Source organism: Ruegeria sp. AL7 (assembly GCF_056536105.1).
The window spans coordinates 1,266,647-1,279,316 of sequence record NZ_JBQFJF010000001.1 but is presented as its reverse complement, the minus strand read 5'-3'; the positions used below and the strand labels follow the sequence as shown (position 1 = coordinate 1,279,316).

Here is a 12,670-nt window from a genome sequence, read left to right as displayed (position 1 = left end):
CTTCCTGATCAAAGGAAAAACGGTTTCCCCGCGCCTTGCGGGGAAGCCTTTCCCGTTGCGTGAAAGGACTTGGGCAAGCCACAATGGGCCTGCGCGCAACTGAGACGACCTGGGGATAACATGCAGGACGAAAACGGTATCTCGTTCTTCGGCGCCCTGTGGAATGGACTGGTCTGGTTCATTCAGAACATTGCCGAAGCCTTCTATAATTTCGGATATGCGATCACGCATCCGCAGCTCTGGCTGGACTGGTCTGACAAGGCGTCGATCATGCGCTTTGTGTATTACGGCGGTTCGGTCGAGTTCTTCTTTGTGGTGTTCACCTTCTTTTTGGTTCTGACAGCCGTCGGGTTGTATTACCGGAACTTCATGTGGGCCATCGTGCGCGGCCTTGAAGGTTTTGCAAACACCACCGGGCGGTTCTTTGCCTGGGCGGGGCTGCTGATGGTGATTCAGCAAATTGTCATCGTATTCATGCAACGGGTCTTTACCCGTCCTGATATGTCCTTCGGTCTGGGCATACCGTTCCAGATGGATATCAGCTGGTTCGCGGAAGAGCTGAAACTGTATAACGCCATGGTCGTCTGCCTGTGCTGTACCTACACATTTGTGCAGGGCGGGCATGTGCGCGTTGATCTGATCTATGCCGGTATCAGCCACCGCGCCAAGCGTGTGGTCGATATGTGCGGCGCGTTGCTGTTCATGATGCCAATGGCGGTGCTGACCTGGATGTACGGCTGGTTCTTCCTGTGGCGTCACTTGATCGTGCCGAACCCTTCCGCCAGTGATGCGTTGGACCGTCTGGTTGCCAAATCCCGCGCCCTGCGTTGGAACGTGGAAACCATCGGGTTCAGCCCCAACGGGTTCAATGCTTACTTCCTGTTCAAGATCCTGCTGGTGGCGTTTGCAGCCATGGTGTTCCTGCACGCCATCGCGTTTTTGTACCGGTCGTATCTGGAATACGTGGAAGGACCGGACAGCGTTGGAAAATACCTCGACAAGGACAGCCTTGGTGAGGGTGAAGAAGCCTATGAAGGCGCGCATTAAGGGCGGAGACAAAGACAATGCTATTCGGACTTGATGGCGTCGAGATAGGCCTCATTATCGTATTCTTTTGCCTTTTCGGGGGCATTCTTTCTGGCTTTCCGGTGGCTTTTGCCATCGGCGGGGCAGGGATAATATCCTTTGGCATCATCGCCGCGCTGGACAGCGCGGGGTTGCTGATCCACCAGGCGATTGACGTCGGATCGCAAAGTTATCGGGACCTTGTGAACTCCGGGATCAAGCCGGACACCATATCCGTGTTCCGATACCCGGATTTGCCAAGGCTCGCCGAACCTGTTTTTGCCTCGGGCTGGGAAACCGCGCTGGACCGCAACGTGTCGTTCATCGTGAACCGAATGAACGAGCGCGTGCTGGCCGGGCAATCCATCGAGACCCTTCTGGCCGTGCTCATGTTCGTCCTGATGGGCATCACGCTGGAACGTTCAAAGATTGCCAACGATCTGCTGACGACGATGGCACGTGTTTTTGGCCCGCTTCCGGGTGGTCTGGCCGTGTCAATTGTGGTTGTGGGGGCGTTTCTGGCGGCTTCGACCGGTATCGTTGGCGCGACCGTTGTGACGATGGGCCTGCTGGCGCTTCCAACCATGTTGCGCAACAACTATTCGCCGGAACTGGCGACCGGTGTGATCGCGGCATCGGGCACCTTGGGGCAAATCATTCCACCGTCGATCGTGATCGTCCTGCTGGGCACATTGGCGGGGGATCTGTATTCGACAGCGCAGGAAACCCGGGCTGTTGAAGCCGGTTGTACCGACGCGCTGACCTATCTGGGTGAGCCTGCGGTTGTCTCGGTCGGGACGTTGTTCCAGGCGGCATTGCTGCCGGGGATCATGCTCGCGCTGCTCTACGCGCTTTACGCCTTTGGCTATGCATTGCTGAATCCACACAAAGCGCCCGCTGTGGCTGTGTCCGGTGGTTCCGGGGAACCCATTACGCGGTCAGAAGGCCTGACATGGTTGCTGGGTGCGCCTGTAGCCCTGATCGTCGGTGCGGTCCTTTTGGGCAATGTCGGTGTGATCGGAAGCCAGAATATCTCGGTCTCGGCCTTCTCGGATATCGGCGAGGGTGCGTCGCTGAGGACCAACGTTTCGGCAGAGTGCAAGGCGTCGATGATCGATCTGCACGGGCAAGTTGCCTGGGATCAGGCTGTTGCCGAGCAGGAGGCCATTGATGCCGCTGGCGGCACAACCGAAGCGCATCGCCTGACAGAAGAGGAACTGGCTGCTGAACAACAAAAAAGGATTGCCGACGCGGCGCCGATCGGCACTGGAGTGGCGGTTACCCTTGTTCTGCTTGGTCTGACCCTGGTTCTCGGCCGTGGTATCGCACCGTCGCGGTCACCGCAGCCGCTGATCCTTGGCGCGATCGGGCTGTTGCTGATGGCACTGGTCGATATCCTGATGATATCGCCGACCACATCCTCTGGCGTGACTTTCGTGCTGCTCGCCCTGCCGTTCGCGCTGGCCATGTATGGTTGCAAAGAGGCTGCGGCCCGCTGTGCCACAAACGATCTGATCCGCGTGGTCTTCCCGCCGCTTGTTCTGATCATAGCGGTGCTGGGCTCGATCCTGGGAGGTGTCACCAATCCGACACCAGCGGCTGCGCTGGGCGCGGGTGGCGCGATCATGCTGGCGGCCTATCGCAAGCTGCAGGATCAGGGCCGTTCGGGCAAAGTGGTCATCTGGTCGACCTTCGCCGTTGTCATTGCGCTGCTGATGGGGGTCAACTTTGACCTGCGTATCAATCAAGGCAGTGTGACGGTGGAAACCTGGATCGCCTTCATCATTGCTTATGCGGCCTATCTGTACGCCCTGTTCGGGCTGCTGTACGGATGCTGGGTGCTCTATTCCAGCGGTGTTTTGACCCCGGTGGTGCGTGAGACAGCCAAAGTGACCTCGATGGTGTTCACCATCCTGATCGGATCGCAGTTGCTGAACCTCGTGGTGATTTCATTCGGAGGGGAGCATTATATCCAGCAATTCCTGAAGAGCTTTGACAACGAGTTCACGGTTTTCCTGATCGTGATGCTGGTGCTGTTCATTCTGGGGTTCGTGCTGGATTTCCTCGAGATCATCTACATCGTGATCCCCATCGTGGGCCCGGTGATCTATGGCGGCTCGTTCGATCCGAAATGGGTCACGATCATGGTGGCGGTGAACCTTCAGACGTCGTTCCTGACGCCACCTTTCGGGTTTGCGTTGTTCTACCTTCGAGGGGTTGCGCCGAAAGAGGTCACAACAGGTCATATTTATCGCGGGATCGTTCCGTTTGTTCTGATCCAGGTGATGGGGATCGCGATCTTGTGGTTCTTCCCGACGATTGTCACGATCGTTCCGGACCTGATGCCAAACTGATCCGATCCGGAAGAGAATATTGCAAAGGGGGCCGGCTGGCCCCCTTTTCTGTTTATTTCGGGCAAGGGGCCAGCCCCTTCTTGGCCTGCGGCCAATTCATCCCCGGGATACTTATAGCCAGATGAAGATGCGGATCAGGTGAACTGGATCAGGTCCCAGCGATTGCCGAAGGGATCACGCCAGACAGCGACGATGCCATAGGGTTCGTGGCGTGGGTCTTCTTCGAAATGGACATCCCCGGCGCGCATATCTGCGTGGTCACGATAAAAGTCATCGGTTTGCAGGAAGAACCCAACGCGCCCGCCGGTCTGGTTGCCTATGGCGGCGGTTTGTTCGGGTCCGTCAGCCTTTGCCAGAAGAAGACAGCCGCTATCCGAACCGGGAGGCGCGACCAGAACCCAGCGCTTGCCATTGCCGAGGTCTATGTCCTTGATAAGTTGGAAGCTGAGCGTCTTTGTATAAAACAAGATGGCGTCGTCGTAATCCGGCACCACAAGGGTGACGGCATGCAGGCTTTGTTTCATCGCGCGGTCAGCCTTTGGTCGGGTGCCGGTCAGGGAGCTGGATATTGGCGACCTGTTCGGCGATTGGCGGCGCCGACAAGGGGTGATGCGATGTGCCGGTATAGGCATCCGGATCACTGATTTTTTGCCAGCCCCCCTGAATATAGGCCTCGAGCCCTGAAAACTTGGCTTTGTAGCCCATCTTGGGGCTGCCGGGGACCCAGTACCCCAGATAGATATAGGGCAGGCCCGCCTCACGTGCGATGTCGATATGGTCGAGGATCATGTAGGTGCCGAGTGAGTTCTGCGGCTGTTCCGGGTCGTAGAAGGAATAGACCATACTTAGCCCGTCATCGAGCACATCGGTCAGGCTGACGGCGATCAACTCGCCCGTTTCAGGATCGGCATATTCCACAACGCGGCTGCGGATCGGTGTTTCCTCGATCATCGCGGCGAATTCGAAAACATCCATGTCAGCCATGCCGCCATCGGCGTGACGGGTATCAAGATAACGGCGGAACAGCTCGTATTGCTCATCCGTGGCCCATGGCGAGGTTGCGCGGCGTTCCAGGTAACCATTCCGCCTTGCTGCGCGCTTCTGGCTTTTGGTCGGCCTGAAGGCTGAAACATCGATCCGGGCCGACAGGCAGGCTGCGCAATCCGTACACGAAGGACGGTAGAGTACATTCTGAGACCGGCGAAATCCTTGTTGAGACAGGGAGTTGTTCAGCTGTTCAGCCCCTTCGCCTTGCAGGGCGGTGAACAGTTTACGTTCCATCCTGCCGCCAAGATAAGGGCAGGGCTGCGGTGCCGTGACATAGAATTGTGGCGCAATTGGCAGCGTATGTCGCATGAAATCCCCATCCAACCTCGGGAGGGATGATAGCAACCGTTCCCGAGACCGCCAAGTGTTTCACGCAACCTTGCGTCAGGCCCGTTGGTTGATCATCACGGTGCCCAGAAAACTGTCGGTCAGACCCTGGCCACGGGCGCTGGTCATCATCATGATGACCGAGATGATCTGGACCACGGGAAAGGCCATGCTGACAAAATAGCCGGCAGTGTGGGCAAGCGCCTTGCCCAAGTCCATTCGTTCTCCGAACGCGTCACGCAGCTCGATCCCCATAAAGCGCATTCCCAGCGTGGCTGAGCCGTTGGCGATGGTCACCACCCGGTAGACGAAACTGACAACGGCGTAGATCAGGGCCAGGAAAAACAGACCCAGAAACGCAGTAAAGAGGATTGCCACCGTGCAAAGCAGCGAAATGAAGGCGATATCGAACAGCCAGGCGACAAAGCGTTTGGTTGTCACGGAACGATAGAAATCGGGTTGGGTGTCCGGGTTGGGCAGATGGTTCATTCGATAGGTCCGAAAAACTGGGGTAGGGGCACCCTGTCCCGAAACACCGGGGCAGGGCAAGGTCAATCAGGCGGGCTCGCCCTTGCCGTCTTCGTCATGGTTCTCGCGGGCGCGTTCATCCATGAATTGGTCGAATTCGGCCTTGTCCTTGGCGTCACGCAGGCGGCGCAGGAATGCTTCGAAATCCTGTTGTTCGCGTTCCAGGCGGGCCAGTGTATCTGCTTTGTAGGCGTCAAAGGCGCTGTTGCCCGAGGGCTTCATTGCACTCATGTGGCTGTGCCAGGATTTGCGGCGGTTGCAGGATTTGCTGAACATGCGTTTGCTCCAGATCATATAGGCCAGCAGGGCAAGTCCAACGGGCCAGAAGAAGATAAATCCAAGAACCATGGCGGCGATCCAGGCCCCTTTGCCTTTGTCATCCAGCCAGGCCTCGGTTCGATAAAGCCATCCCGGATTCGCGGGGACGGCGGGGTCGGACAATGCGGTCATTTGAGCTCTCCAGGGTTGATGTAAACTCTATTCACATTGCATAGATGGGGTATCGTTTGGTTGGGTGCAAGGGGTAATGTGAAAAAGATTTACATTAAGCAATCCGGTTGACGTTTCAGGATCTGGCTCGCAGGTTCTGGGTATGGATATGACGGACAACAAAGCTGCCCCTGCACTAAAGGACATTCTTGAACTGGAAACGCAGGTCTGGGTGGCGCTGGTTGAAGGCGATGCAAGCGCCGACCGCGCCTTGCTGAGCGCGGATTTTCTGGGCGTTTATCCCACGGGTTTTGCCAATCGGGACGATCACGGCGGGCAATTTGCAGATGCGCCAACGATGGCCGAGTTTGATCTGAGTGATGCCCGGTTACGCATTCTGACCCCGGATATCGTCTTGTTGTCCTACCGTGCCGACTACCTGCGCCCGGGCGCAGATCGGCGCGAGGCAATGCTGATTTCATCTTTGTGGGAAAGAAGAAACGACGTTTGGATCAACAGCTTCAGTCAGGATACGCCGGTTCAGGTAACCTGATCAGAATGCCCCATTGACGATTACGCGCCGCAATGCGCAGGGTGCGCGCATGACTGACGCTCTTGCCATTACCCGCCTTCCGCGTGCGTTTGATCCGTCTCTGGGCGATGAAACCCGCGCTCTGATACCTGATCTGTCGCAGGAGATGGGAGAGCTGGTGGCGGGAACCGCCGGGTCCAGCCCATATCTGAAAGGCTTGATCGAGCGTGAAAGGGAATGGCTGCCTGATGCCTTATTGCGCCCGGATCAGGCACTGTCTGAAGTCATGGCGGATGCGCGTAAGCTGCCGACGGATCAGCTGAAATCCGGCTTGCGGCAGGCCAAGCGGCGGGTGGCGCTGTTGACCGCGCTTGCCGACATTGCAGGTGCCTGGCCGCTTGAAAAAGTCACCGCGGCACTGACCGATTTCGGGGCACTGGCCGCGGATACTGCGGCCAAGGCCGAGATTGCGACGTTGATCCGGCGCAACAAACTGCCGGGTATGACCGAGGACGATATCGAAACTGCCGCCGGGATGGTCATTCTGGCCATGGGCAAGATGGGCGCGCATGAGCTGAACTACAGCTCGGATATCGATTTGATTGTGCTGTTTGATGAGACGCGGTTTGACCCCGATGACTTCTACGAGGCCCGGCAGGGCATGGTGCGGGCAACGCGGAACTTCTGCGCGACGCTCAGCGACAAGACTGCCGATGGCTATGTTTTCCGTACCGATCTGAGGCTGAGGCCAGATCCTGCCGTAACACCGGTCTGCATGGCGATGGAGGCCGCTGAACGGTACTACGAAAGCCTCGGCCGCACGTGGGAGCGCGCGGCGTATATCAAGGCCCGTCCGTGTGCCGGAGACTTGGCTGCGGGGCAGCGGTTTCTGGACAGTCTGCGCCCTTTTGTCTGGCGTCGCCATCTGGATTTTGCCGCCATTCAGGACGCGCATGATATGCGTCTGCGGATTCGCGAAAACAAAGGTACGGGCGGGGTCTTGTCGATCCCGGGCCACGACATGAAGCTGGGGCAGGGCGGTATTCGCGAGATCGAGTTCTTCACCCAGACCCGTCAGTTGATCGCAGGCGGTCGCGATCCGGATTTACGGGTGCGTGGAACGGTTCCGGGGTTGGCGGCGTTGGCGTCAAAAGGCTGGGTGCCGCAGGATGTTGCGGACAAACTAACCGATCATTACCGGGCGCATCGCGAAGTCGAACACCGCATTCAGATGGTTCATGATGCACAGACGCATAAGGTGCCGAAATCACCTGAAGGCATTGAACGTATCGCCTGTCTGATGGGGATCGAAAGTGATGAACTGAAACAGGACGTGAAGAACCGCCTGACCGAAGTGCACGAACTGACCGAAGGATTTTTTGCGCCCGGGCCCGGTCCTGCACCTGTGGCGGCGCAGGATGTAGAATTTGACCAGAGTGTTCTGGCCCGGTGGACGACATATCCGGCCTTAAGGTCCCAGCGCGGGTCGCGGATATTCGAACGGTTGCGGCCCGAGTTGCTGTCGCGTCTTGCCAAGACAGCCAAACCGGATGAGGCGTTGATGGCGCTGGATGGGTTTCTGTCTGGCCTTCCCGCCGGGGTTCAGCTGTTTTCCTTGTTCGAGGCCAATCCGCAACTGATCGACCTACTGGTCGATATCGTTGGCACGTCTCACGCTCTGGCCTCGCATCTGTCGCGCAATGCCTCGGTTTTCGACGCGGTGATCGGCGGCAGTTTCTTTGCCGATTGGCCGGGGCAGAAGGAATTGCAGGTCGAACTGGCCCGTGCGCTGGCGGAAGAGTCTGACTATGAAACCCGGCTCGACTTTGCGCGGCGCTGGTGTAAGGAATGGCATTTCCGGGTCGGCGTCCACCACTTGCGGGGTCTGATCGACGGGGCACAGGCAGGCCGGCAATATGCAGAGCTTGCACAATCGGTGATTGCCGCCATCCTGCCATATGTTGCCGAAAATTTCGCCCGCAAACACGGGCCCGCACCGGGGCGCGGAGCGGCGGTGTTGGGCATGGGGTCGCTGGGCGCAGGACGGATCAATTCGCAATCCGATCTGGACATGATTGTGATCTATGACCCGCAGGATCAGGACATGTCCGATGGTCCGCGCCCTCTGGCCACGCGCACCTATTATGCGCGGTTCACGCAGGCGCTGATCACAGCACTTTCAGCTCCGATGTCACAGGGGCGGCTGTATGAGGTCGACATGCGCCTGCGCCCGTCCGGCAATCAGGGGCCGGTTGCCACCAGTTGGGCCAGCTTTACCAATTATCAGCAGAATGAGGCCTGGGTGTGGGAACATCTGGCCCTGACCCGTGCTCATGTCGTTGCGGGTGATGCCGGTTTGGCAAATGATATCGAAGCGTTCCGCGTCGGGTTTCTGTCGCGCCCACGCGAGCGGGACAAGGTTTTGCGCGAAGTCGCCGAGATGCGAACGCGTCTGGCCGCAGCCAAGGCACCCGCCGGGATCTGGGATGCCAAAAACGGGCCCGGCCGCCTGATGGATATCGAACTGATGGCCGAAACCGGTGCCTTGCTGGCAGGGACTACCGCCCGCGACGTATCCTCGGGCCTCGATGGTGCCGTCGCTGCCGGGTTGCTGGATGTCGCGCAGGCGCAATCCCTGAAAGACTGCTACAGCCTATGCTGGTCGGTGCAATGTGCGGCCCGGCTTCTATCGGGCAAAGTCATCGAGGCGGAGCAGATCGGTGAAGGAGGTGTGGATTTCCTGTGCCGTGCCACCGGGTTTAAACAGGTCGATGCACTGCAACGGGCATTACAGAAGAGTTACACAACCGCGGCCGACCTGATCGGCAGCGTGATCCAAGAGGGCGAAGATGGCACGCAGCACTGATCCCAATGACCACAAAGGTCTGATCCAGGAAGCCTATCGCATCGAAGGCATCACCTTGCCGGAATGCCGCAGCATATTTCTGGACTGGGCGCTCAGCCTGCCCGAAGAGCGTGACCAGAACACGGCGCTGACCGAGTTGCATGCGGCATACGCGCTGCACAGCCCGGACCATCCCATGACTCAGGTTCTGTCCGAGGGCCTTCAGGGGGCCCAAACCCCGAAACGGCGTGGCGGCTGGCGCTCTCGGAACCGCTAGGGCTTTTCCATCGGCACATTCGCGACTAAGAGAGCGCCATGACCCAAACTGCCGACCGCCCCCGTATCCGCCTGAAACCCAAAGCCAACGCGCGCGGGCTGCGCCATGGCTTCCCCTGGGTCTATGCAAATGACATTGTCACAGACCGCCGCACGCGCAAGATCCCCGCGGGCGCACTGGCGATTCTCGAGGATGACAACCGCGCGGCGCTTGCGCTGGTGGCGGTCAACCCTGACTCAAAAATCATGTGCAGGGTGCTGGATCGTGATACCACCGCACAATTGGACAATACTTGGTTCGAAACCCGCCTTAGCCGCGCCCTTGCATTGCGTGAACGCTTGTTTGATGCGCCTTTCTACCGTCTGGTCCATGCCGAGGCCGATGGCTTTCCCGGTGTGATCATCGACAGGTTTGGCGATAGCTGTGTCATCCAGCCCAACGCGGCCTGGGCCGAGGTGCATCTGGATACGCTCACCGAAACGCTAGTCAAGGTCGCAGGCGTGACGACGGTGCTGAAAAACGCCTCGGGACGCACGCGCGGGCTGGAAGGGCTGGACGATGAGAACCTGACTTTGCACGGCACCGCACCCGACGCACCCCTGCCTGTGCCGATGAATGGTGCCACGTATATGGCCGACCTGACCGGAGGTCAGAAAACCGGCCTGTTTTACGATCAACGCCCCAACCATGCCTTTGCCGCACGGCTGGTACATCCCGGAGCGCAGGTGCTTGACGTGTTCAGCCATGTTGGCGGCTTTGGCCTGGCGATGCTGGCCGCAGGAGCCGGACAAGCCCTGTCCGTCGATGGGTCTGCTGCCGCGCTGGAACTGGCCGCCAAAGGTGCCGAGGCTTCGGGCCTTGGCGACAGGTTCCAGATACGGCAGGGCGATGCGTTCGATGTGTTGACCCAATTGGGGGACGAGGGTGCGGCGTTTGACGTGGTCATCTGTGACCCACCTGCCTTTGCCCCGTCAAAACAAGCACTGGATGCGGGATTGCGCGCTTATGAGCGTATCGCGCGGCTTGCCGCACCTCTGGTCAAATCCGGCGGCTATCTGGGGCTGTGCTCGTGTTCTCATGCCGCCGATCTGGGGCGGTTCCGCGATGCCTCCTCCCGCGGGATTGGCCGGGCGGGTCGACAGGCGCAACTCATCCACACCGGATTTGCCGGGCCGGATCACCCGCAACTGCCGCAACTGGCGGAAAGCGGCTACCTCAAAGCGGTGTTCTACCGCCTATGAAGGCTGTTCTCGACACTTGCGTCCTCTATCCCACGGTCATGCGCGAGATGCTGTTGGGTGCTGCGCGATTGGGGCATTTCACCCCGCTCTGGTCCGCCCGCATCCTCGAAGAATGGGCCCGCGCCGCCCGTAAGCTGGGCCCGACGGGTGAGGCGCAGGCGCGCGCCGAGATCGCGTTGGTGCAAGCGGCCTGGCCGGATGCTGAACGTCCAACGAATGAGGGTCTTCAAAACCGTCTGTGGCTGCCGGACGCCGCAGATATCCACGTGCTGGCTACAGCAATAGCTGCTTCCGCTGATCTGATTGTCACGGTTAATGCCAAGGATTTTCCCAGAAATATCCTGACTGATGAAGGGCTTGACCGGCAAGACCCCGACAGCCTGCTGTACGGCTTTTGGCAATCCAATCCAGAAGGCATGAGCACACTTGCCACTCAGGTCCTTGCCGAAGCCAATCGCCTCTCAGCCGAAAAATGGACCCTTCGCGCGCTCATGAAAAAAGCCCGGCTTCCGCGATTGGGCAAGGCACTCGCCACCTGAGTGGGATCCAGCTTCATCTGGCCCAAAATATCCCGGAGAGCGCGAGAGGCTGGCCTCTCGCAGCACAGGCTTCACTGCTGTGCCCAACGCTGTTCAAGCTTTTCCAGCGCCGCAACACGTTCATCTGTCTTGGGATGGCTCATCAGCCATGCCGGGACCACCCCGGCGCGTTGCTGTGTCAACTCTTCCAGCTTGTGAAACAGTGATTTCTGCGGACCGATTCCGATACCGGCTTTTGTCAGCAAGGCGGCCGCATATTCATCCGCTTCATACTCATCCCCCCGCGACAGGCGCGAGGCGATCAGTGCGGTCAACGCGTTGGCAATCATCGCTCCGACAAAAGGGATGAACCGGTTCAGGACCATGATCAGCGCCGTGCGCATCGCATTCTGCCCCGAAAAATCGATCATCCGCCGCCGCGCGTGACCTAGTGCTACATGGCCCAACTCATGCGCGATTACACTGGCCATTTCCTCAGCCGAAACCTCGCCGTTGCGGAACTTGCGGTAAAATCCCCGCGTGATGAATATCCGCCCGTCCGGTGCGGCCAGCCCGTTCACCGGGTCGATCTCATAGATATAAACCGGAACCCGCTCGATCTCGAGCGCGGCAGCCAGCCGGTCGGTCATGCGCTTGAGGGCCGGGTCAACAAGTTCGGTCGACTTTGCGTCCAGTTCCCGATGGGTGCGCCAGACGGAAATCCGGTACATCACAATTCCATAGGCAATGGCCAGCAGGATAGGGGTCAGACGCAGCATGGGCTAGATATGGGTTTTCAACACCCCAAGAGCAAATGGAAAATAGAAGCTTCTCACAATCCAGCCGCATTTCAAAGTGAGGCTGCAGAGCGCGACCGTGTTCATGGATCGCTTTCAGGTTGCGGAAGCGTACGTCCAATTTCATAGCAACGTTCCAAAAGCGCCTGTCGCCGCGGGGCTGATCCGGTCGCGCCATGCAACAGCTCGAGTTTCCGGGGTGAAAACCCGAAATACCCGAACGTGCCTTTGGTCCAGAGTGTCTCAAGCGCGTCGGTGTATCCTTTGGCTTCCATTTCGTCAGAACGCGCACCGGCTGGCACCAACAGTAATCCTGTTCGCGACCTCTGGAGGGACTTTTCCGGGTCGTCCAACTGATCGTAGGCCCAGTCCCACATCCACACGCGGTCGACCCAGCCTTTCATCATCGAAGGCATTCCCCACCAGAACAATGGAAAGGCCAGGCAGATTGCATCGGCGCGCGCAATCCGTGTTTGTTCCGCAAGTATGTCTTGCGGTGCGCCCGTGCCTGCTTCGCCTTCTATATCCGCCATTGACCAGCGTGGATCGAACCCTTCTGCATGCAAATCCGCAACCTCGGTGGTATGGCCAGCCGCCTTTGCGCCTTCGCAGAGTTTCGCGACAGCGGCGGCCGTAAAGGAGTTCGGCTTTGGGTGATCCAGGATTGTCAGCAGATGCACAGTCAGCTCCTCAGGTTTTCAAACGGCAAC

General features: G+C 58.8%; 13 protein-coding genes. 7 read left to right on the top strand and 6 right to left on the bottom strand.

Features of this window, described 5'->3' with window-relative positions; genetic code table 11:
• Positions 1–120: 120 nt before the first annotated feature.
• Together ACR3E2_RS06395 and ACR3E2_RS06390 are read left to right on the top strand one after the other, a co-directional pair.
• Entirely contained in the window at positions 121–1,047 is a 927-nt protein-coding gene (locus ACR3E2_RS06395; RefSeq protein WP_267363848.1) for a TRAP transporter small permease subunit, read from the top strand.
• A gap of 17 nt (positions 1,048–1,064) precedes the next feature.
• Positions 1,065–3,419: a TRAP transporter large permease gene (locus tag ACR3E2_RS06390; RefSeq protein WP_480480486.1), complete on the top strand. Its 2,355-nt coding sequence runs from the start codon at positions 1,065–1,067 to the stop codon at positions 3,417–3,419.
• Positions 3,420–3,553: 134 nt separating this feature from the next.
• Here ACR3E2_RS06390 and ACR3E2_RS06385 read toward each other — a convergent pair whose 3' ends face one another.
• From ACR3E2_RS06385 to ACR3E2_RS06370, 4 genes are all read right to left on the bottom strand, one after another.
• Positions 3,554–3,943: a VOC family protein gene (locus ACR3E2_RS06385; protein ID WP_480480488.1), complete on the bottom strand. Its 390-nt coding sequence runs from the start codon at positions 3,941–3,943 to the stop codon at positions 3,554–3,556.
• A gap of 7 nt (positions 3,944–3,950) precedes the next feature.
• Entirely contained in the window at positions 3,951–4,775 is an 825-nt protein-coding gene (locus ACR3E2_RS06380; protein WP_480480490.1) for an arginyltransferase, read from the bottom strand.
• A 75-nt stretch (positions 4,776–4,850) separates the two neighbouring features.
• Positions 4,851–5,282, bottom strand: a complete 432-nt coding sequence (locus ACR3E2_RS06375) for an RDD family protein (RefSeq protein ID WP_209596678.1) — start codon at positions 5,280–5,282, stop codon at positions 4,851–4,853.
• A gap of 66 nt (positions 5,283–5,348) precedes the next feature.
• A complete protein-coding gene (locus tag ACR3E2_RS06370) occupies positions 5,349–5,771 on the bottom strand; it encodes a DUF2852 domain-containing protein (RefSeq protein ID WP_209503649.1) in 423 nt (140 codons plus the stop codon).
• A 148-nt stretch (positions 5,772–5,919) separates the two neighbouring features.
• On the opposite strand from ACR3E2_RS06370, the gene ACR3E2_RS06365 reads away from it, so the two are divergent.
• From ACR3E2_RS06365 to ACR3E2_RS06345, 5 genes are read left to right on the top strand one after another with little or no spacing between them, the layout of a single operon-like run.
• Positions 5,920–6,303, top strand: a complete 384-nt coding sequence (locus ACR3E2_RS06365) for a DUF4440 domain-containing protein (protein ID WP_480480492.1) — start codon at positions 5,920–5,922, stop codon at positions 6,301–6,303.
• 49 nt (positions 6,304–6,352) lie between these two features.
• A complete protein-coding gene (locus tag ACR3E2_RS06360) occupies positions 6,353–9,148 on the top strand; it encodes a [protein-PII] uridylyltransferase family protein (protein ID WP_480480494.1) in 2,796 nt (931 codons plus the stop codon).
• Entirely contained in the window at positions 9,132–9,404 is a 273-nt protein-coding gene (locus ACR3E2_RS06355; RefSeq protein WP_209503652.1) for a hypothetical protein, read from the top strand. Before ACR3E2_RS06360 ends, ACR3E2_RS06355 begins: the two co-directional genes overlap by 17 nt.
• 38 nt (positions 9,405–9,442) lie before the next feature.
• Entirely contained in the window at positions 9,443–10,645 is a 1,203-nt protein-coding gene (locus ACR3E2_RS06350) for an RSP_2647 family RNA methyltransferase (protein ID WP_480480496.1), read from the top strand.
• The gene (locus ACR3E2_RS06345; protein WP_480480498.1) at positions 10,642–11,184 is read left to right on the top strand and encodes an RSP_2648 family PIN domain-containing protein; all 543 of its coding nucleotides are present in this window, start codon (positions 10,642–10,644) and stop codon (positions 11,182–11,184) included. Before ACR3E2_RS06350 ends, ACR3E2_RS06345 begins: the two co-directional genes overlap by 4 nt.
• 71 nt (positions 11,185–11,255) lie before the next feature.
• On the opposite strand, the gene ACR3E2_RS06340 is transcribed toward ACR3E2_RS06345, so the two are convergent.
• Both ACR3E2_RS06340 and ACR3E2_RS06335 read right to left on the bottom strand, forming a co-directional pair.
• On the bottom strand, positions 11,256–11,942 hold the full coding sequence (locus ACR3E2_RS06340; protein WP_480480500.1) for a M48 family metallopeptidase: 687 nt from the start codon (positions 11,940–11,942) through the stop codon (positions 11,256–11,258).
• A 101-nt stretch (positions 11,943–12,043) separates the two neighbouring features.
• Positions 12,044–12,640 carry an NAD(P)H-dependent oxidoreductase gene (locus ACR3E2_RS06335; RefSeq protein ID WP_480480502.1) on the bottom strand — a complete coding sequence of 199 codons (597 nt, stop codon included), beginning with the start codon at positions 12,638–12,640 and terminating at the stop codon, positions 12,044–12,046.
• Positions 12,641–12,670 lie beyond the last annotated feature (30 nt).

Bases quoted from the DNA above. Each gene is read 5' to 3' on its own strand.
- ACR3E2_RS06395 (WP_267363848.1), top strand. From the start codon at position 121: ATGCAGGACGAAAACGGTATCTCGTTCTTCGGCGCCCTGTGGAATGGA.
- ACR3E2_RS06390 (WP_480480486.1), top strand. From the start codon at position 1,065: ATGCTATTCGGACTTGATGGCGTCGAGATAGGCCTCATTATCGTATTC.
- ACR3E2_RS06385 (WP_480480488.1), bottom strand. From the start codon at position 3,943: ATGAAACAAAGCCTGCATGCCGTCACCCTTGTGGTGCCGGATTACGAC.
- ACR3E2_RS06380 (WP_480480490.1), bottom strand. From the start codon at position 4,775: ATGCGACATACGCTGCCAATTGCGCCACAATTCTATGTCACGGCACCG.
- ACR3E2_RS06375 (WP_209596678.1), bottom strand. From the start codon at position 5,282: ATGAACCATCTGCCCAACCCGGACACCCAACCCGATTTCTATCGTTCC.
- ACR3E2_RS06370 (WP_209503649.1), bottom strand. From the start codon at position 5,771: ATGACCGCATTGTCCGACCCCGCCGTCCCCGCGAATCCGGGATGGCTT.
- ACR3E2_RS06365 (WP_480480492.1), top strand. From the start codon at position 5,920: ATGACGGACAACAAAGCTGCCCCTGCACTAAAGGACATTCTTGAACTG.
- ACR3E2_RS06360 (WP_480480494.1), top strand. From the start codon at position 6,353: ATGACTGACGCTCTTGCCATTACCCGCCTTCCGCGTGCGTTTGATCCG.
- ACR3E2_RS06355 (WP_209503652.1), top strand. From the start codon at position 9,132: ATGGCACGCAGCACTGATCCCAATGACCACAAAGGTCTGATCCAGGAA.
- ACR3E2_RS06350 (WP_480480496.1), top strand. From the start codon at position 9,443: ATGACCCAAACTGCCGACCGCCCCCGTATCCGCCTGAAACCCAAAGCC.
- ACR3E2_RS06345 (WP_480480498.1), top strand. From the start codon at position 10,642: ATGAAGGCTGTTCTCGACACTTGCGTCCTCTATCCCACGGTCATGCGC.
- ACR3E2_RS06340 (WP_480480500.1), bottom strand. From the start codon at position 11,942: ATGCTGCGTCTGACCCCTATCCTGCTGGCCATTGCCTATGGAATTGTG.